This window comes from Maribellus sediminis (assembly GCF_011799805.1).
GTDB lineage: Bacteria > Bacteroidota > Bacteroidia > Bacteroidales > Prolixibacteraceae > Draconibacterium > Draconibacterium sediminis_A.
Genome location: NZ_WXUB01000001.1, coordinates 263416 through 284478, shown reverse-complemented (window position 1 = coordinate 284478; position 21063 = coordinate 263416). Strand labels below are relative to the sequence as shown.

The 21063-nt window shown below is 40.5% G+C and carries 15 protein-coding genes; 9 read left to right on the top strand and 6 right to left on the bottom strand.

The window, feature by feature from the left end:
- Window positions 1-17 precede the first annotated feature (17 nt).
- Together HFD85_RS01140 and HFD85_RS01135 are read left to right on the top strand one after the other, a co-directional pair.
- Window positions 18-1277 carry a peptidase U32 family protein gene (locus HFD85_RS01140; protein WP_167604765.1) on the top strand — a complete coding sequence of 420 codons (1260 nt, stop codon included), beginning with the start codon at window positions 18-20 and terminating at the stop codon, window positions 1275-1277.
- Window positions 1278-1345: 68 nt separating this feature from the next.
- Window positions 1346-2266: a hypothetical protein gene (locus HFD85_RS01135; protein WP_167604764.1), complete on the top strand. Its 921-nt coding sequence runs from the start codon at window positions 1346-1348 to the stop codon at window positions 2264-2266.
- A gap of 91 nt (window positions 2267-2357) precedes the next feature.
- Here the strand turns inward: HFD85_RS01135 and HFD85_RS01130 are convergent, their stop codons facing one another.
- Together HFD85_RS01130 and HFD85_RS01125 are read right to left on the bottom strand one after the other, a co-directional pair.
- Complete coding sequence (locus HFD85_RS01130) at window positions 2358-3731, bottom strand: T9SS type A sorting domain-containing protein (RefSeq protein ID WP_167604763.1); 1374 nt, start codon at window positions 3729-3731, stop codon at window positions 2358-2360.
- A gap of 11 nt (window positions 3732-3742) precedes the next feature.
- Entirely contained in the window at window positions 3743-4747 is a 1005-nt protein-coding gene (locus tag HFD85_RS01125; protein ID WP_167604762.1) for a right-handed parallel beta-helix repeat-containing protein, read from the bottom strand.
- Between the two features lie 827 nt (window positions 4748-5574).
- On the opposite strand from HFD85_RS01125, the gene HFD85_RS01120 reads away from it, so the two are divergent.
- Window positions 5575-8940 carry a glycoside hydrolase family 38 N-terminal domain-containing protein gene (locus HFD85_RS01120; RefSeq protein WP_167604761.1) on the top strand — a complete coding sequence of 1122 codons (3366 nt, stop codon included), beginning with the start codon at window positions 5575-5577 and terminating at the stop codon, window positions 8938-8940.
- A 245-nt stretch (window positions 8941-9185) separates the two neighbouring features.
- Here HFD85_RS01120 and HFD85_RS01115 read toward each other — a convergent pair whose 3' ends face one another.
- Together HFD85_RS01115 and HFD85_RS01110 are read right to left on the bottom strand one after the other, a co-directional pair.
- A complete protein-coding gene (locus tag HFD85_RS01115; RefSeq protein WP_167604760.1) occupies window positions 9186-10097 on the bottom strand; it encodes a sugar phosphate isomerase/epimerase family protein in 912 nt (303 codons plus the stop codon).
- Between the two features lie 53 nt (window positions 10098-10150).
- Window positions 10151-11275 carry an acyltransferase family protein gene (locus tag HFD85_RS01110; RefSeq protein WP_206081827.1) on the bottom strand — a complete coding sequence of 375 codons (1125 nt, stop codon included), beginning with the start codon at window positions 11273-11275 and terminating at the stop codon, window positions 10151-10153.
- Between the two features lie 129 nt (window positions 11276-11404).
- On the opposite strand from HFD85_RS01110, the gene HFD85_RS01105 reads away from it, so the two are divergent.
- Complete coding sequence (locus HFD85_RS01105) at window positions 11405-12229, top strand: mechanosensitive ion channel family protein (RefSeq protein WP_167604759.1); 825 nt, start codon at window positions 11405-11407, stop codon at window positions 12227-12229.
- Window positions 12230-12266: 37 nt separating this feature from the next.
- On the opposite strand, the gene HFD85_RS01100 is transcribed toward HFD85_RS01105, so the two are convergent.
- Entirely contained in the window at window positions 12267-13907 is a 1641-nt protein-coding gene (locus HFD85_RS01100; RefSeq protein ID WP_167604758.1) for an AMP-binding protein, read from the bottom strand.
- A gap of 141 nt (window positions 13908-14048) precedes the next feature.
- Here HFD85_RS01100 and HFD85_RS01095 point away from each other — a divergent pair, with 141 nt between their 5' ends.
- The 5 genes from HFD85_RS01095 (at window position 14049) to HFD85_RS01075 (ending at window position 18673) form a co-directional block, all read left to right on the top strand.
- Window positions 14049-15419 carry a serine hydrolase domain-containing protein gene (locus HFD85_RS01095; protein ID WP_167604757.1) on the top strand — a complete coding sequence of 457 codons (1371 nt, stop codon included), beginning with the start codon at window positions 14049-14051 and terminating at the stop codon, window positions 15417-15419.
- Window positions 15420-15799: 380 nt separating this feature from the next.
- Window positions 15800-16393: a T9SS type A sorting domain-containing protein gene (locus tag HFD85_RS01090; RefSeq protein WP_167604756.1), complete on the top strand. Its 594-nt coding sequence runs from the start codon at window positions 15800-15802 to the stop codon at window positions 16391-16393.
- Between the two features lie 319 nt (window positions 16394-16712).
- Window positions 16713-17306 (top strand): hypothetical protein, encoded by a 594-nt coding sequence (locus tag HFD85_RS01085; protein WP_167604755.1) that lies wholly within the window; start codon window positions 16713-16715, stop codon window positions 17304-17306.
- A gap of 96 nt (window positions 17307-17402) precedes the next feature.
- On the top strand, window positions 17403-17999 hold the full coding sequence (locus HFD85_RS01080) for a hypothetical protein (RefSeq protein ID WP_167604754.1): 597 nt from the start codon (window positions 17403-17405) through the stop codon (window positions 17997-17999).
- Window positions 18000-18127: 128 nt separating this feature from the next.
- Window positions 18128-18673, top strand: a complete 546-nt coding sequence (locus tag HFD85_RS01075; protein ID WP_167604753.1) for a peroxiredoxin family protein — start codon at window positions 18128-18130, stop codon at window positions 18671-18673.
- 88 nt (window positions 18674-18761) lie between these two features.
- On the opposite strand, the gene HFD85_RS01070 is transcribed toward HFD85_RS01075, so the two are convergent.
- Window positions 18762-20834 (bottom strand): M28 family peptidase, encoded by a 2073-nt coding sequence (locus HFD85_RS01070; protein ID WP_167604752.1) that lies wholly within the window; start codon window positions 20832-20834, stop codon window positions 18762-18764.
- Window positions 20835-21063: the final 229 nt, after the last annotated feature.

The window sequence follows — 21063 nt, the reverse complement described above, 5'->3', positions numbered from 1 at the left end:
CCGCAAAATTTATCAGAATGGAACGAAGAGAAGTGGAAATTATGGCGCCGGTAGGTTCGTACGAATCGTTAATGGCGGCTATTCAGGGAGGTGCAGGATCAGTATATTTTGGTGTAGAGAACCTGAACATGCGATCGCGTTCATCCAATAATTTCAACCTCGACGACCTTCGTAAAATTGTAAGCATTGCCACCGAAAACAAGGTAAAAACCTACCTGACCATGAACGTGGAAATTTTCGATGGCGAGTTGGATAAAATGCATGAGGTTATTGACGCCGCCAAAGAAGCGGGAGTTTCTGCAGTTATTGCTGCCGATATTTCTGTTATTCAGTACGCCCGTTCTGTCAACCTCGAAGTTCATATTTCAACGCAGGTAAACATCACAAATATCGAGGCAGTAAAGTTTTATTCCAATTTTGCCGATGTTGTGGTACTGGCACGCGAAATGAACCTGGGCCGCGTTTGGGAAATCAGTAACCAGATTAAAGAGCAAAATGTAAAAGGGCCAAATGGTGATCTTATAAAAATTGAGATGTTTGTGCACGGTGCACTTTGCATGGCCACCAGCGGGAAATGTTACCTCAGCTTACACGAAATGAACTCATCGGCCAACCGCGGTGCCTGTTTGCAAACCTGCCGTCGTGCTTATACCGTTACCGACAAGGAAACAGGAGCAGAGATCGAGATCGACAACGAATACATCATGTCGCCCAAGGATCTGAAAACGATTCATTTTCTGAATAAAATACTCGATGCCGGCGTTTCAGTCCTCAAAATCGAAGGGCGCGCCCGTTCAGCCGAATACGTAAAAACCGTGGTACAATGCTACCGCGAAGCCGTGGAAGCTTATTTTGAAAAAGACTTCACCGACGAACGAATTGAAGACTGGGACGAGCGACTGACTTCGGTATTCAACCGTGGATTCTGGGACGGCTATTACCTGGGTCAACGTTTGGGCGAATGGAGCCACAATTACGGATCAAGGGCCAGCAAACGAAAATTATACATCGGAAAAGTAACCAACTACTTCAAAAAAATTGGTGTGGCCGAACTTAAACTCGAAACCAACAACCTGAAAGTTGGTGAAGAAATTATTGTAACCGGACCTACCACAGGAGTATATCAAGGCGAAGTTTCCGAAATTCGTTTCGAGTTAAATCCGGTGGAAGAAGGTTTAAAAGGACAACGCATCTCTGTGCCAATTGACACCATTTTAAGAAGAGCAGATAAACTTTTTAAAGTTGTTGACGCCAAGGAAGTAAAAGAACGCCGCTAGTTATTAAACGATGTTCTTTTGTTTTTAAGAAAAACGGCTTAACTTATGACTTGCAATTTCTGCTACACATGGATGCCAAAAAGATCATATGTTTATTATTTTTGCTTTCGATATTGCCCGGAATAGCTAATTCTCAGCTGGTAGGATTCCGCATTGCAGCCAACTCGGGAATGTTAATCAGCGAATTTGGCAGCTCTGACGTGCCGCATCCTGATGCCATTGCAAATACACCAGCCCAAAGCACCGAACGTTTTACTCCACAACTGTCATACGGATTTGAGGGAGAAGTACTGTTTCAAATCTCCGAACGCGGCTTTTTTGGCATCGAAGTAGATTATTCTACTTTAAAAGGCTACAACGACAATCCACCCTATTACAATTATTACTTAACGCCGTACTTTAGTTATTATCAGAACGAGTATTACCAGGAAGCTATCAAATACAAAACTTCCCTGATCAACCTGGCAGTAAACTATAAGTACTTTTTTTTCCCTGAATCCAACTTTCAGCCCTTTGTAAAACTAACGGGTGTTGTGGCTTTTGTGGGGACCGATCTATCGTATAAAGAACATCCGGTTTATACACAAATGACAGGTGGATACGATCCTGAAACCAATATTGCCTGGGATGGATATATCACAACAGAACCGGAATCCGACATACTTTATGCCCGTGGTACTTCCAACTCTGATCAGAAAAAATGGCCGGCTTTTCATGGTGGACTTGGCATTGGTTTTAACTACGACCTGACCGATAACCTGGCCTTTCAAATAGACGGAACGGCTACACTTGTTAACTCCGGTATCATTAACGGCGTTCCGAATTTCACTTATAATATGGATGAGGATCTGCTGAAGTATAATCGGCGTTTATCGCTTACTACACAAATTAGTGTTGGTTTGGTGTACCTCATCGAAGTTGAAACCAAAAGAAGAGGCGGTGGTGGCAAAGTCGATCCAAACCTACCTTTCTACCTGAAAAAAAGATAACTAAGCTATCTGATTAAATGACGAAAAAATGTTTCAGGACAAATTAGAATAAGCACTACGATTCACCCTTTAAAATTACACGTAGAAAAATCTATTGGCTTAAAATTATATTTTGTGTTCTAACTTCCTTCTTATTAAGAAACTTAAGAATGTAAATACCATTGGAAAAAGAGCTTAGATCCAGTGTTGTATTGCCATTAACCGTAATCTTCCTGTCGAGCAAAACCGAGCCATTCGTAGATATCAGTTGTACTTCAAATTCTTGGTTTATATTATTTATCTCTACGATGAGGAATCCGTTTGTAGGATTTGGATAAACTTTCACAAAAGCTCTGTCCTTACCGGCTTCATCAATACCAACTCCTCCAAAAACGGTAAGGGTTGCTGTAAATACTTCACTCCATTTATCTTTTTCGCTTAAGGCACGAATACTAATGGTGTGGTTGCCTGATGTAAGCGAACTAATGGAGAATACATCGTCGATGATAACCATTTCGGAAGCGGTGACCGGTATATCAATCGCATTGCCACGCCCGGGATCATTGTCGAAGTAATACTCCACTTTTACTACATCGTATGCCGGATATTTAATAAAGCTCCTGTGGAAAAGCTGTCCCCAGTTATTGTTGGAGAACCTGCATCGGATATTGATACTGTGAAGACCGTCACTCAAATCTTCAACAGGGATTATCTGTTCAACGGTGAGCTGTTCGCCCCCCGGATTTTCCATTTTGGTTCCGTTGCCATTCCCGGGATCGGTATCGAAAAAATATTCGATTTCCTCAATATTCATCACATCGCTTTGCAGATGCGTTTTTAAAAACAAGCGGTGAAAAGTTTGGCTCCATTGTCCAAATTCATCCATTGCCCTTACATACAACATGTGAACACCATCGCTTAGCGCATTTACTGCCCAATTATTGTCTAAAGCGATTTTGTTGCTAAGGGTAAAGTCAGCGGAAAAGCCGTTTCCTGTTCCGGGATCGGTATCGAAAAAATACTCCGCCCTGGTAATGTTGTAACTGTTATCGGTCTGCAAGCTGGTTTTCAGGAATATTCTGTTCAGTGTTTGACTCCATCGTCCGGCCTCATCGCATACCCGCATATAAAAAATATGTATTCCCTCGTCCAGTGCATGTACCGGTATGGCTTCATCAATGGTAATTTCACTACCGGTAGTAAAGTCAAGAGCTATTCCTTTTCCATAACCCGGATCGGTGTCGAAAAAATATTCGATTTTAAGAATACTCCCCTTTTCATTATTAAAAAGAGAAGATAATTCTTGCACTATGTTAAAATCAATAGTATGGTCGTTTCCTGATATTGCTCCCCGGTTTTCGTATCCCGTTAAACCGGCTTCTTCTGTATAAGCTGTTCGTGCAGCCGCATCAAACGGGACAAAATTAAAGAGGAATAAAAGAAGAAAGAGCACACCACCGATTCGTATTAATCTTGTTGTCTTCATTCTTTTATTAATCAGTTATTGGTTTTAATCTTTAAAAACACTTTTAATCCACTGTCGCCGGAAGCTGAAGTTGGAATGATCGCCTCATAAATATGCGGAACTCCGGGGATTCCCGATAATACATAGGGCTGATCGCCACCAAAAGCACCGCAGTCGGATCCATTCTCTCCGGCGGCTAATGCCGGCGAACCTTCTTTCAGCATAAAATCGTTATCCACGTTTTTGTTGGTAAAATCAGTGAAAACGTCATTCATATCCACATTTGCCACATTACCAATCCCAGTAAGTACTGTTGTGCCTGCAAACAGATTATAATGATAGGTACTACCAGGTAATACTTTATACCCGATGTAACTGCCATTGTATGGATTACTGCTGTAATAAATGATATTGTTCTTGATCTCAGCATGAACAGCTTCGATGTAATAGCCAACAACATTGTTTTTTATTACGCCTGTAAAATTATCCGATGCGGTTCCCATGAGGATATAAGATTCTACTATATTGTTGAATATGAGCACATCTCTTACATCCCTGTTCCTGGAGATTCTGACACAATAATTCTGGCTGACCACAACATCGTGTATATTGGATACATCGTGGGCTACACTAATTCCGTTGTTGGATTCAGTTACATAATTTCTTGTAATTACTACATTACTGGCTCTGTTTAATACATATCCCGTGGCGTAAATCCCTGATAAAACAGTTCCGTCAGCAAAAATTTGAACCTGACCTAAAATGGCCGTTTGTTTTAGTGCCTGTGCAGAATCATTTTCAGTCAAAAAATAGCCTGGCCCGATTATGATGAGTTTCTTATTGATGTTAAAGTTCCCATACGAAGTAGCTGAGCCTTCAATGTACAACGTATCACCTGCAGAGGCACTATCCTGAGCAGCAGTTAAGGTAGTAAAATCGGCATCAATGCCAGGAGTATTGTTCACGCGCCATGATTTGGCGTCAACGGAAAAGATTATTCCTGTAAGAATGATAAAAGCAAGTGTTAGTTTTTTCATCTGATTGTTATTTAAAAGTTAGTGTTATTAGTTTTTATTTTCCATCCAAATAATCACCAGAAATTATATCGGAAAACAATTAAGAAGTGCAGATTGGGTTGAAAATCGGTACGGTTCTACGGTAAGTAAGTATAAGTTAGTGATTATTAATCGAAAATACAATATGTTGATAGTGACGCAATTGTAGCTACACCAAATATTTAAGTAAGCTTCGAACGCGATATTTTATTAAAAAAGTTAGTTACAATTACCTGTCATAAAATCGGTAACGCTGTAAACCTTAATCATGCAGGAGGATAAATGATTAAGAATAAAGTGGTAAGAATTTCTTTAGTATAAATTCCTTTATAATTTAAGTTTCCGGATAAATAATATCGGTTCAAAATCGGAACTTTCTTCTATGATACCATAAAATATAATGACTGGTGTAACAAGTCACTGTCTGTTGAAAATTCACCGTGTAAATCAGTAGTGTGTGTTTTACCAAAACGAAGTTGAACCCAAAAGAACTGCCGAAGAAAAAAAACCGATTCGAATTTTCCATTCCACCTGAAAAAGAATGACCAATTTGAACCAACCTGTTCTGCATAACCAGTTTTCGTATTGAAAATTCGAAAACCGTTTAATACTGCGATATCAGAAAACTCTATTATAATGCTTAAATTGCCAAAAGAAATTTGCCAAAAGCATGTAAAACGAAGCTTATTTGGCCGCTATATTATAGTTATCACTTCATTGTATTTCCGGGAGGAACCTGGAAATCTGATTCAGAAAATATAATTCGTTTTTGAAACGTACAAAAGGGAAACAATAAGAAAGACTGTATTATGAAAAAGCTAATTTTCTATTTCATTTTAATCCTCAACATATCAAATACGTGGGCGCAGATTCCCAACCTTCAAAACATAAAAATTACAAATGGTTTTGCCCACAAGATTACAGGTGACGATTTTAGCTACTACTCTTCTATTCCTATGGCCAAAGAATGCCTACTGATTCGGGCAACCGATGGAAACTCAAGTATGGAGTGGCAAACAGAAGCCGTTCCTGAAAAACTTGAGGACGAATACGTAACTTTCGTTTGGTTAGCCGGACTCGGTTCGTCACCCGGCAAAGCAAGTTTTGGCCTGGAAATAAATGGAAAGCCGGCTTTTGAATTTTGGGCGGATGGAAAAGATGAATGGAAACTGGAGAATCCGGATGGAAAGACCCTCTCCTTCAAAAAGGATATGGTTGACCAGCACGGTGACCGATTTGGATTTATGTACCTGAAAATTCCTGCGAATCAGCTGGAAAAAGGTAAGCCATTGAATTTGAAAGTAACAGGTGGAAATTTCGATCTCACTTCGTGGTACATGACCTTCAAATTCGAAATAAAAAACGGCTTAAGCTTCAAGAGCTTTCCGGCTATTGCCGAAACCGACGGGAAAGAATATCAACTGGGAGTGGCCGGTGTTTTGCATTTCGGCAATCCCGGACCGGCCAAAATTTTCATCGAGGATAAACTGGTAAAAGAGGAAAATGTAAATTTTGGGTACAACTATCTGAAAGTAAACCTTCCCACGGTGGAAGAAGACAAGACAGTAAATTACCGACTTGAAGTTGGTGATTTTAACGAGGAAGGACAACTAAATTTAAAACCCGTAAAAAAGTGGCGGGTAAATTTTGTTCAGCACTCACACACCGATATTGGATACACACGTCCTCAAACTGAAATTCTTGCCGAACATTTGCGATACATCGATTATGCTCTTGATTATTGCGACAATACCGACTCCTACCCCGATAATGCCAAATTCCGTTGGACCTGCGAAGCTACCTGGCCAGTTGACGAATATTTAAACAGTCGCCCACAATCGCAGATTGAACGTCTGAAAAAACGCGTGGTAGAAGGCAGGATCGAGCTCACAGGTATGTATTTCAATTTTGATGGCTTACCCGATGAACAGGTTCTTGCAGCGTCATTGCAACCCATCAAAAACTTCAGAGAAAATGGTTTGGATGTAAAAGTCGCCATGCAAAACGATGTGAACGGAATTGGCTGGTGTTTAAACGAGTACTATTCCGACCTGGGAGTGAAATACCTGAACATGGGAACCCACGGACACCGGGCATTGATAGCTTTCGATAAACCCACACTTTTCTGGTGGGAATCTCCTTCGGGGAAACGCATGCTGGCGTACCGTGCCGAACACTACATGACCGGTAACACAGTTTTCAAAATTCATGCAGGAGATTTTAATGTATTCGAAAATGAACTGCTTACTTACCTTACCGATCTGGAAGCCAAAGGCTATGAATACGATCTTATTTCTATTCAGCATTCCGGATTTCTGACGGATAATTCACCGCCATCAACTCTGGCTTCCGACATGATCAGAACATGGAACGAAAAATATACCTGGCCCAAATTGAAAACAGCCACAACCACCGAATTTTTCGAGGAAATGGAAGCGAAACACGGTTCAGAGTTCCGGGTAATTCGAGGCGCCTGGCCCGACTGGTGGACCGATGGATTTGGGGCTTCGGCTCGTGAAGTAGCCACTACCCGCGAAGCACTGACCGACCTGATAGCTAATAATGTCGGACTAACGATGGCAGCACTGCAAGGATCGGAACTCCCAAAAAACATTGACTTTAAAACCGATGAAACAAACAGTGCGTTGTTGTTTTACACCGAACATACCGTCGGCTACCATGGAAGCGTGCGCGAGCCTTTCTCAAAAAACACCATGGAACAACGTGCTTTGAAAGAATCGTATGCCTGGGAAGCCGGGCGGCGTGCAAAAATAATCAGGGAGGAAACGCTGGGATTGCTGCAAAGTCATGTGGAAAGAGCGGCTGAACCAACACTACTGGTATACAATACGCTAAACTGGCAACGAAGTGGTTTGTTCACCGTTTACATCGATCATCAGATCATTCCGCGCGACCGCAATTTCAAATTAATTGATGCTTCAGGAAAACAGGCTTATGCGCAACCAATTGAACGACATTCTGATGGAACTTACTGGGCAATTTGGGCCAACGATGTTCCTGCCTTTGGTTATAAAAAATATTTCATTGAGGTCCCTGAAAATGAACTGTGGCCTGAAACCTTTGGCATAGGAGTGAAAGAAACAATGGAAAACTCCTGGTATAAAATCAAAATTGACACCGAAAAAGGTACGATATCAAGTTTGGTAGATAAGCAACTGAACAAGGAGTTGGTCAATCAGGATGCAAAATACCAATTGGGAGAGTTTATTTATGAACTACTGGATAACCGGTCACAAATGGAAGCTTATCGCCTGGATAATTTCACGCGCGAATCTCTTGAGAAAGTTTGGTTCGACGGGTATGAAGAAAGCCCTGTTTGGAACACAATTCGCTTTAAAGGGAATACAAAGGCTGCCATTGCTGACGGAGATTTTGTTTTTGAGATCAGGCTATTCAATACAACCAAACGAATCGACTTGTATTACTCGATTCAGAAAAAATCAGTGACCGATCCCGAAGGAATTTATATTGCTTTTCCTTTTCAATTGAACGATGGTGTTCTGGCATTCGATGTGCAGGGAGGCGAAATCAGAGCCGGAATTGATCAGATACCCGGTTCATCAAACGACTGGAATTCGGTGCAAAACTATGCCCGTTTAAGTAACAAGGATGCGCAAATTATTCTAAGTTCGAAAGAAATCCCGCTGATGCAATTTGGAGGAATAAATACGGGTAGGTACCAGGCAGGCGCAACTCCGGAAACTACGCATATTTTTGGCTGGCCAATGAACAACTACTGGGTGACCAATTTTAATGCCGAGCAGAGCGGCGGTCATACCTGGACTTACACGATTTCGAGCAATCCTGAAAATCACCGACAGGACGCAGTAAGATTTGGCTGGAGTAACAGGATACCTTTTTTAACAAGAGTTTTGCCTGGAGGAGGTAAAGGTGAGGATCAAAACAGTGGAACTTTTATCAGCGGCTGGCCTGAAAACGTTTTACTCATCAACTCCATTCCTTCGATAGATGGAAACTCCGTTGTAATCCAGGTGCGTGAAATAAACGGACAAAATGCAACACTCCATTTGATAAATGGGCTCACTCAGGAAGAAATCTATTTAAAACAGGTTAATGTTCTTGGAGAAAATATAGAAAATGGTTCGGTAACGTTAAAACCTTTTGAGTCGAAGTTTTTCAGAATATTATTTTAAAAAAAAAGCGGTGATGCTATCACCGCTTTTCTGAAAGACAAACAACTAATGACCTCTCAAACTTTGTCTTAAATGTTTTCAATCAACCACTTAAGTTCGTATTGCTACGCAAAGTTGTATGTGGTATTTACGCAATCAAATAGGCTTTGTTTCGCTGGAAAATTAAATTAACATCATTTAACCTGTAAGGTACTGATAACCTGAAATATCCTACTTGAAATCTTATACGATTTTATTGCTGAAAACTATAGGGTTAGAAAAACTTTCTCCAATAATTTTTTAGTAGCGATTACTCCTTCTTTCTCGGGCAGCTCCGAACCTTCGTATTCAATTCCCACAAATCCTTTGTATCCTGCCTCATCAACAATCTTCATCAGTCGGTAATAATCCATTTCTGCTTCATCGCCGTTTTTATCAAAAACATGTGATTTTGCGCTTACTCCTTTGGCATAAGGCATCAGTAATTCAACACCCTTATAACGATCGTAAGTTTCTCTGGTTTGATTGTTTATCGTAAAGTTTCCAAAATCAGGCAAAGTTCCCACTCGCTTATGATCTACCATTTTCATCACCCCCGACAGCCATTCTCCGTTACTCGACAAGCCTCCGTGATTTTCAACAATTATATTTATTTTTTGGGTATCGCCATATTCACACAACATCCGTAGTCCATCGGCTGCCAGTTTTTGTTGCTCTTCGTAAGTTCCACGGCTACCGGCATTCACTCGTATTGAATGGCAGCCCAGAAATGCTGCAGCATCGATCCACTTTTTGTGGTTCTCCACCGTCTTCTCGCGCTCTGCTTTCTCAGGATGTCCAACCATTCCTTCACCATCGCACATGATCAGCACATTTTTAACGCCTTCGTTTTTAGCGATTTTTTTCAACTCTGCCAGGTACTTCTCGTCTTTGGCTTTGTCTTTAAAAAACTGGTTCACATATTCCACGCCCTCGAGTCCCAGTTCACGGGTAACTCTTGGAAAATCGAGGTTGCTCATTTCGTTGGCAAACAAAGCCCGATGGAACGACCATTCTGCCAGAGACATTTTAAAGGATGATTTTTTAGCCGCCACAGTTGCCATTGCCGGCGACAACAGGAAAGTTCCGACAGCGGCTGCCGTTGTAGTCCGAATAAAAGTTCTGCGATTTGTATTCATTTTATTGATTATTTATGTTGAAATTCCTTTTGATCTGTTTATTAATATATCACTTAAATTCTAAAAAAGATTCTTTTCCGGTAAAGATAATAACACATCCACCACTCGAATGCCAGTATCGTTAACGAGGTAAATATCCCGACAATAAACTCCGGGGTATGTAACCAGTTTAGAAATCCGGTAGTAAAAATGGCCACAAAACCGTTGAACCACTGTGAGCCAACCGTATTGAAAAAAAGATAAATAAATATCGGATTCATACCCACAACAACAAATGGAAAGATCCAGTTGTTGCGCTTCTTTACATCGATGAGCCAGTAACTGAATGCAAGAACAAGCAAAGCCCAGCCGCCCGATGCCAGCACAAACGACGAGGTACTTATTCTTTTTATGATGGGTGTTATCGAGGTCCAATCCAAAAGATATCCGGAAAGCACAAAAAGACTTCCTCCAATAAATAAAAATCTGAGTTTTTCAGTGCTGGGTTTTGCCGATCGCAAAAGTTGACCGGCTACAACACCCCAAATAGTATGCGCCGCAGTTGGAATGCAATTAATAGCTACCCAGCCTCCGCCATTATTGATTTTTCCCATGAGTACCATATCCATCCAGCTACCAAAATTATGATCTTTAACAAAAGGTTGATTATAACCTTCAATGGGAAAAGTCCGGTATAATAATTCGGTCAGTAAAAGCAATCCAATTGACACTATGATTTGAGTGGCCCATTTATAACGCATCAAAAAGTAGGCTATTAAAATTGTGACCGACAGTTGCGAAAGGACATTCCAAAGCTCCCAAACCAGTTTCCGGCGATACCCGCAATGTAAGCCGACACCCAAAGCCAGCAAAATTACCGACCGCTGCAGAATATGCTTTGTAATTTGATTTCCGGAAGACCCGTTCTTTATCCGTTTTTCGTAAGAAAATGGCATAGCCACTCCAACGATGAACATAAAAAATGGCTGAATAAGGTCCCAGAACCGCAATCCATTCCAGGGATGATGATGAAACTGCAGGAAAAAAGGTTCAAGGAAACTCCCCGAAATGGGTTCATGCATTAGCACAGACCATAAATTGGTTCCTTCTGCTACAAGTAAGATCATGGTTAATCCCCTGAAAAAGTCGAGAGACAATAATCTCTCTGTCGGCGAGGTCATTGCTTTATTTGTTGTCATATCAGATTTAGTTGGTCCTTTAAAAATAAGCATATTTTTAAGGTCTTCGAATTTCTGATCATTCTCTTCAGGTAGTTGTTTGACATATTTTATTTCAGTAAATTTCTTAAAATTTTAATACCAAACATTATGAACGAACAATTCCATGATTATTTAGAAAAAGCTTACGATTTTATTGCTGTTTACGGGATGAAAGTACTTATCGCAATAATCGTTCTTATTATCGGTTTGTGGATCATTAGACGGATTGTGAAAACGACCGACCGTGTAATGGTAAAACGCGATGTTAATGTTTCGCTTAGGGGATTTATGAGAAGCCTGGTAAGCATTCTGCTGAAAGTATTACTTCTTATCAGTATTGCAGAAATGGTTGGTTTGAAAACCACCTCGTTTATCGCAGTGCTGGGTGCTGCGGGTCTGGCAGTTGGGTTGGCACTACAGGGCACACTCGCCAACTTTGCCGGAGGAGTAATGATCCTGTTGTTTAAACCATTTAAAGTGGGCGACCTGATCGTTTCGCAAGGACATTTAGGAACGGTTAAGGAAATTCACATTTTTGTTACTACGATGCTGACTCCTGAAAATAAAACAGTAATTCTTCCTAATGCAGCGGTTTCGAGCAACGACATTGTAAACTACACTACCCAGGGTGTAATTCGTGTTGATATGACCTTTGGTATATCTTATGCTTCTAATATAAAAGATGCAAAAGACACCTTAATGAAAATCATGGTTGATCATCCGAATGTGCTGAAAGATCCGGCTCCTTTTGTTGGAGTTTCCGATCTGGGCGAAAGTGCTGTCCATTTGGCTGTGCGCCCATATGCCAAGCCATCAGATTACTGGACCGTATATTTTGATGTTTACGAAGCAGGGAAACTGGCACTCGACAAAGCCGGTGTTAAGATTCCTTTCCCGCAAATGGATGTACATTTAAACAAACTCGAAAAATAATAACAACAAAAAGGAGAGCTTAACCGCCCTCCTTTTTTTATACGTATTTATACCGTTTTATATTCTTCTTTGGTGTTTTCTCAAACTCCTCGGCTACCAGTTCAATGGAAGCAAGTTGTTCGTATTTTGGCAGTTCACCATTCACTGCTTTCCGATTAGCTTCCATAATATCAGGAAGTTGATCGTCGCTTATATTATCTGCCTGCATGGCTTCCTTATCGGGAAAAACCATGGCAACCAGTTTACCGTTTCTATCGGCAACCACACATTCGGCAACATAGTTCTGGTTCGAAAGTTTGGCCTCAATTTCCTCGGGATAAATATTTTGACCCGATGGTCCGAGCAACATATTTTTTGAACGCCCTCGAATATAAATGAAGTTGTTTTTATCGATCACGCCCAAATCGCCGGTTTTGAGCCAGCCATCTTCAGTAAAAGCAGCTTCGGTATCTTTTTCATTTTTGAAATAACCCAGCATCACATTTTCGCCTTTTACCTGAATCTCGCCCACCACATTGTACGGATCTTCCGAATCGATCCGAACCTCCATGCGATCGACCAGTGTCCCGGCTGATGATGGCATTGTTTTATCCCAGGCTTCATAACTGATCAGCGGGCCGCATTCGGTCATTCCGTAGCCAATGGTGAAAGGAAATTTAATGCGTTTAAAGAATTTTTCTACATCGGCACTCAGCGGCGCACCACCAATAACGATCTCGAAAAACTGTCCGCCAAATGTTTCGATCATTTTTGCCTTGATCTTTTTTAGAATAACTCCCGAAATCACCGGTATCTTCAACAAGACTTTCATTACCGGCTTATCGATCGCAGGTAAGATTCGCTTCTTGTAAATCTTTTCGATGATAAGTGGTACCGATAAAATCAAGTGAGGTTGAATCTGTCCGAAAGCTTTTGTGATAATTGCCGGGGTTGGCATTTTACTCAGGAAAGTTATGTGACATCCGGTTGATAAAGGAAATAAAAATTCGAATAACAAACCGTAAACATGCGCCATTGGTAAAAACGAAACAATTCTGTTGCCCGGTTTTAAAGGCATATGTTCCTGTGCATAAATAATATTCGACACCAGGCTTCTTTCCGGGATCATTACTCCCTTGGTAAATCCTGAAGTTCCCGATGTATAAGAGATCACGCATAATTCTTCGCTATCCCACTCTTCAAATTTGAATGCGGTTTTCGTTAATTCGTTTTCATCGTAATACTGAAATCCATCGCTGAGTTTGTATTGCAGGTTCTCATCTTTTCCGCCATGAAAACTAAAATCATCCAAGACAACCACCGCCTGCAGGTTTTCAGAATGATCGATATCGATCTTCTCCAACTGCCCGCGGGTGCAAATCAAAAGTTTCGATTCGGAATGATTGATGATATGGTTGGTGTCGTTTTTATTGAAATCGGGCAAAATAGGTACAATTACCAGGCGCGCAGAAATTGCTGAAAGAAAAACAGCTCCCCACCGGGCAGAATTTCGGCCTAAAACAGCAATCTTATCGCCGGGTTGCAGGCCCGAAAGTTGATAAAACAAGTGTAGCGATTTAATGATCTTGGCTACATCTTTGTATTTAAAATCGCCACCGTCGAAATCAGAAAAAGCAAGACTATCCCAGTTCTTATGAAATGCATCGGTATAGATTTTTGCCAGGCTTTGGTTTTTCATAGTATTCAGAATAAAATAAAGTATAAAAATAAGGTATTTCGGCTAATTTCCGCGAAACACCGTATTTTGTGCGACATCAAAAAGCCTCAGTGACAAATTATTTCTAATTTTAGTTTAATTAAAAACTGGAAATACCGGATCATGAAAAAACAACTCATCAAAAAAATACTGGTTTCATTTCTTATCGTCGTACTGATTGCAGCGACCTGGTTCGCCTGGCCCCGACTACCGATAATTACAGCTTTTGCAGCCAAGGGTATGTGTTCGAGTGTATTTCTGGCCAACAAAACTCCGGAAAGAGTTGAAGCCGAAGACTTGTCTTTTTTCCCAATCAGTCTGGCAAAGTCGAAAATCGATTACGATGAGAAATCGGTAACATCCACTGTTTTTGGCCTTGCCAAACGCAAAGCCATCTACCGCGACGGCCTGGGAGCTGTTCTGGTAAGAAATAAAAACGAGCAAAAGTTGCAGGACGCAGCAATAAATATCCCTGCCCCGAATTACGCGCAGGATACGATCCTTTGGCCAAAAGGCGACCTTCTTGCCGAAAACAAAACGGAAGGAGTAAATTACGCCCGGTTAAATGAACTGATCGATACTTGTTTTGATGCACCGGGCAGCGAACCCTTCAAAAAAACATTGGGTATTGCAGTGGTTTACGACAATCAACTAATTACCGAAAAATACCTCGACGGATACGATGCAAATACGATGTTTCATGGCTGGTCGATGACAAAATCGATCACCGGCGCATTGGCAGGAATTTTAGCCGACCAGGGAAAACTAAACGTTGAAGAACCAGCCGGATTTAAGGAATGGAATAACGACAATCGTAAAAATATTTCGGTTAAAGATATCATTCAAATGTCGTCGGGATTGGACTGGTACGAGAATTACTTTACCATTTCTGATGCCACAATAATGCTGATGCAAAAAGACGATATGCTGGCTTCGATACTCGACAATGAACAGGCATACGCTCCCGGAACTTACTGGAATTATTCATCAGGCGATGCCAACCTTTTATCGGGCATTCTCAGAAATAAGATAAATAACGACACTGATTACCACAACTTTATTTACACTAAACTACTCTACCCCACCGGGATGCTGCATACAAAAGTTGAAACCGATGCCAACGGCTTGTTTGTGGCTTCGTCATACAGTTACGGATCTACCCGAGATTGGGCAAGATTTGGAATGTTGTTTCTGAATGACGGCGTTTTTGCCGGAGATACAATCCTTTCAAAAGACTGGGTTGATTTTATGAAAACTCCGGCGGAAGCTTCCGAAGGACAGTATGCAGGTACATTTTGGCTAAAAGAATGGAAACCGGAAAATGCATTAACAGATGTGCCGGACGATGTATTTTTTGCCGACGGATTTTTGGGGCAACGGATCTACATCATCCCTTCGAAAAAGCTGGTAGTAGTTCGCATGGGTTATGGCCACACTAATTTCAGTTTTAATGATTTTTTACGAGAGCTTTTTCTTACTTTACCACAGCACTAAAAGAAATCAAAAAAATTCCCGTTACAATCACTATCATGTGTAGTTTGCATCTTATTTACATAAAGCAAAACTAAGGTTTACACAATCAATTAAAAGTTTGGCTTTCCCTTTCAAAGTAACTCAACAAAGCCAGCGCATAGTCATATACCTGTCATTCGTACCAGAAATATTCCATGTTGAATTTTGATTCAGTAATTAGTTGTTTTCGAATATATTTAACTTTTTTTAACTAATTTCTAAAAACCCTTTAAACACAGGCTTTTCAAAACATTAAAACTAATTATTGTTTACTATATACGCCTGTTACCTAAACAATATTCTTTCTAATTCCTTTATACAGTATATAACAATGAAAAAACAATTTTTAAAAATTAGAAACAATGAAAGCAATGAAAACACTATTTGTAGGACTTATGGCGATGTTATCAGTATCTGTTGCATTTGGCTCTGGAAATCTGAAAGTAAACCTGGCTTCAAATAATCCTGAAGCAGCTGTTGTTGAAATTACCAATTCGAAAATAGTAAACTACGAGATTGGCATTTTTGATCAATATGGGGACAAATTGTACAAAATGGAAACAAAGGTACCAAAAAGCGAATTGAAAAAACGTTACGATTTTTCAAATCTAGAAGATGGAGTATACTGGTATACGGTTAAAATTGACAACGAAAAGGTCACCAAACAATTATCCATTAAAAATGGTGCAATTGAAGTAATTGATGTACGCAAATTTGTAGAGCCGTACATTCAGCACAACGCCGAACATGTTGATTTGTCGTTATTGAACTACGAAAAGGAAAATGTTAAACTGTATGTGTATGACAAGAATAGAACAGTTCTGGCAGAAACTGAACTTGGCAATGACTTCTCCATTCATAAGAGACTTGACCTTTCGGAACTTAGACCGGGTTACTATGAATTGGTGATTGCAAATGATTACGATGTATATCAACATAGCTTGAGGGTAGATTAATTGTTTTAATGGTTTGAAAAGGTAGTAAGCGGATCTCGTTTGAGATCCGCTTTTTATTTTATACCCTGAATGTGTCGTTGCTTCAAAAGGAAGCACTTATGCTGTGGATGCCTGCTTAATACCGAATTCCCGGTTTCATTTTTTCACAAACTTTACACCTGCACACCCTTATTTAACACGGTTTAATACTGCACGCCATATCGATTAAAATACTTAACAGTATTTAATTTTTCTTTACAAACTTTAAAAAACTGAATGAGTCTAAGAATGTTGTAAGAATTGAAAGAAAACATAAGTTTTAACTTTAAAATTGGATGTCATGAAAAACTTAAAAAAAACAATGTTACTACTTGTAACAATTCTAGCATCCGGCTCGGTTATGGCAACCGGATTACTAAATGTAAGTGTTATCCCAGGCAAAAATGAAAAAGCGCTGGTAAGTGTTAGTGATAACAATGGTGACAGATGTATGGTTGAAGTCACCGATGCGAATGGCGAGATGGTTAATACACATCATATAAAACACCCCGGAGATTCGTATGAGAAGCTCTATGATTTTTCGAAACTTGACGATGGAAACTATACTTTATCGGTCGTTCTTGGAGATGAAACTCTTTTGAGTTCGATGAATATCCAAAATGAAAATGTTCAAATCTCAGGTCAAAAAGAAGAGTTGAAACCGTATTTCAAACTTATCGGGAATGAGCTCGAGCTCACCTTCCTGAATTTTGAAAAACAGGATGTCAAATTCCAGCTATACGACGACGGCACAAACGAGTTGGTTTTTGAGAATGATCTGGCAAATGATTTTTCCATTAACAAGGAAATTGATTTATCGAAACTGAAAGCCGGAGATTACAACGCCGTTGTGGAAACAGGCGATCAGCTCTATAATTATGAGTTTCATTTATAATAAAGTTCAGGTTTACTGTTTTAAAAGACGGATCCGATTTGGATTCGTCTTTTAACCGGCGAAAGAGCCTGGCAAAAACAATTCGAATTTTAAGTCATGAAAAAATTAAGAATTTTACTGATGTTGTTCTTAATTGTTACGACATCAGGCAGCACAATAGCAAAAGGAATATTAGACGTTGAAATTATTCCGGTAAAAAAAGAAAAAACAGAAGTTGATGTTCATACGGTACCGAATGTTCCGATTGTTGTTCAATTGGAAGACGGTTACGGCAGTGTTCTCTATTCAGATAAAGAGAAACCGGCAACGTTTGACTATAAGAAGATTTACGATTTTTCGAACCTCGACGACGGGAATTACACCTTCATAGTTAAAGTAGGTAACGAAAATAGCTTGAAAAACCTGGTAGTAAAAAACGGAACTGTTCAAATTACAGGGCAAAAAGAGGAGCTTTCTCCTGATTTTAAACTTGATGGCAAATTCCTGGAATTCACCTTTCCGAATATTGACGATAAAGATACCAGAATATTGCTCTACGACAAGGATAACGGATATTGGGTATACCAGGAAAGCTTACTTCCGAAGTACGATATTAAGCAGGCACTCAATTTATCGAAACTTGATTCAGGTAACTACATGGCCGTTCTTATCAGCGGAAAGAATGTGTATAACTACGATTTTAAATTGAATTAAGGTTAAACAGTATTTTTAGGAAAGCGAATCTCTTAGGGGTTCGCTTTTTTCATGCTTCACCGAAAGTGGCAGACCTAACAACCTTTACTGAAATCCTGTGTTATAAAACTTTAAAAAATAGTTCTGTCATGAAAAAAGTACTCGCAATCCTTTTAATAAGTCTTCCAATAATTGCCTTAGCGCAAAACGCTAAAGTAAAAACTGGCGATAAAGCCATCAATTTTAAACTGGATCTGATTGGTGGAGAAAGTATAAAATTAAGCCAATTGTATAAGGAAGGCCCGGTGGTCCTGATCGTTCTTCGCGGATGGCCCGAGTACCAATGTCCGATATGTACCAGGCAGGTGGGCGAATTTATTGCCGGAACAGACCAGTTTAAAGCATCCGGTGCCAGAGTGCTGTTCGTTTACCCAGGACCTTCTGAAGTTCTACTGGAAAAAGCTACTGAATTTGCCTCAGATTTTTCCTTTCCCGATGGATTTTTCTTTGCTCTCGACCCTAATTATAAAATGATAAATAAATACGGTCTCAGGTGGGATGCCCCAAAAGAAACAGCTTATCCATCAACTTTTGTAATCAACAAAAAAGGCACCGTTATCTATTCAAAAGTTAGCTCAACCCACGGCGACAGGTCTGATGTAACAGAAGTAGCGGCTGCCCTGGAAAAGCTTTAATTACATGAAAAAGCCGGCCCCAAAAAGGAACCGGCCCATTTCTTCATATTCTATGGTTTCATTTTTTCGATAAATTAATGTCGAGTACTCAATTTATGAGTTCTACCAGGCGCAGCAACTCGCAATAATTTAAAACACTTTGCAAATCCGATTCTTTTTTATGTTGGGTATCCAACATCTTTTTAATATCCAATGCACTGTTTTTACCATTAATTAAAGCACAAAATTCAGTAGCATTTGCCATGTTTCTAAAAGGGTATTTCTCCAAAATATCTTTGGGCAATGCATACACTGCACGTTCAATCCCAAATTTACCTGTCGACAATTTTTCCGAGGGAACAGGAACGAATTCGCTCGCTTGTTTTTCCAATTCTGTAAGCTTGTACGAAGGAACTTTCAAGCCTAGTTTTGTAGCTGTCAATTCTATCTGATTATCCAAAACTACTGAATTGGCCTCGAAAAGCTGCTTCGTCGATGCACTCAATGTTGCCAACTGTTTGCCAAGTACTTTACTGTTCGGAGCCAGTTCAGCAACCGATTGAAGAGTGGCAAGCTCGTTTTTATAAGTAGTTTCCAAATAAGCTTTTACTTTTTTACAGGTGGGTTCAAACGACTCTGCATCAGCATATTTCAATTCATCCAATGCACGGGCCAGTTCAATCCCCATTCTTTTCGATCCGTAAGTAAATGAGGTTTCCGCAATCGAACCGGCCATTTCTTCATCGGCTGAAGCGATGTTATAAGCGCCCGCAGCTGCTATAACTGCTGCGCGTTTCATTTGTGTGGCATCGAGTTTATCAGGAGTATCCTGTGAGGTATGGTAGTACATGTCGGGCCATGTAATCAGCATCACTCCAGGCACATGCATGGTCCAGTTATTAAATACTTCGTGGTCCGATGAGCCGTAATGTTGCTCCACCTGGTAATAAAAAGGATCGTCGGTTCCGCTGGGCGCAATAATCTGATTGGCAATTTTTTTATTGCTCCTGTTTGCAAGAATTTCGCGATTGACCTCCCCCATGTACACGAAGTAATTTTCCATCACATCGTTTATATAATGCGGATTACCAAAAGTGGTACGCATCAGACTAAAAAACGAATTGTTGCTTTTCAGGTGAAGCCCCACCATGTCGAGGTTGATGTTACAAAGTGTTTGGTCCATGATGTCTTTATGTGCACTCACCCACGGAATTGTTCCCGAGAATTCGGGCACCCAGATAAAACGGATACTTCTTTTGGGTTGTTCTATGCGGCCATCGGCAACCAATTGATTAATGATGCGTGCCACTTCGAGAATGGCTGCACCGCCCGATACGTTATCGTTGGCTCCCTGTTTTGAATAACCTTCGAAAATATGAGCTGAAAGAATAACCTCTCCTGCATCAGGATCGCTGCCCGGAATAACACAAGTTGGCACCTGCAGTTCGTACGGCAACATTTGTGACTCAACAACAGCATGTACTTTAATTTTTTCGCCATGAATCAAGCGGTCACGCAATTGGTAACCTTCGCGTGGCGTGAGGTAAAAACCAAACGTTGCGTTTTCTCCCCTGATTCCGCTGGCAGGAATAGCAAGTGGAACCGTAAGTTCCCGGCTCGAGCCAAAAGCAACAACACCAACAGCACCTTTTTCCACTGCTGTTCTGTGGGCACTGCCAACTGTTCCTGATGTCACAACAATTTTGCCTGCAACATCCAAACCTTCAAAGTCTTCTTCCCGGCCTTCCTCCACCCAAATCAATTCGGAGGTTACATCGGTTGGTTGACTTCCGTCGGCCAGCGAAAGCGCAATGTCTTTATAATCGGCCAGTTTTTTTCTTCCCGGTTCAATCTCCCACAATTCTCCTTTAATACCATCCCATGTTTCACCACCTTCGAAACGTTCGATTTTGGCTCCTGCGATTCCATATTCGTTTAACTTGTCAAGCACATATTTTCCTTCGCGAAAATCTGCCGAACCATATTCACTTGCAGGGCGGTTACGTTGATAACCCACCATCTCAATCACATGATTTATGGCTGTTTCCCCCGATGATTCACCAATGATTTCATCCATCACCGCAGGAGGCAGCAAGGTCCATTGGTAAAACGGCGTATATTGCGCAAACGAGCTGGGAACACATAACAGAAATAGTAAAAGAAGTAGTAGATTTTTCCTCATTTTAGTTGATTTAAAGTTTGATTTCTTTGCGTCCATAAAAGTAACATAATTTTATTTTCAGCTATATCTTGTTGTCAATTTTACACGACCGGCTTCGAACCGGTAACAAATCGATCGTTTTCCTTCTTTCACCATATTTCTCAACGAAGAATACCTGGCTGCTCCTCAAAATTTTGAAATCGAGAACGAAGACGTTCCTTGTTCGATTTCTTTGACTAAAATTAGTTCA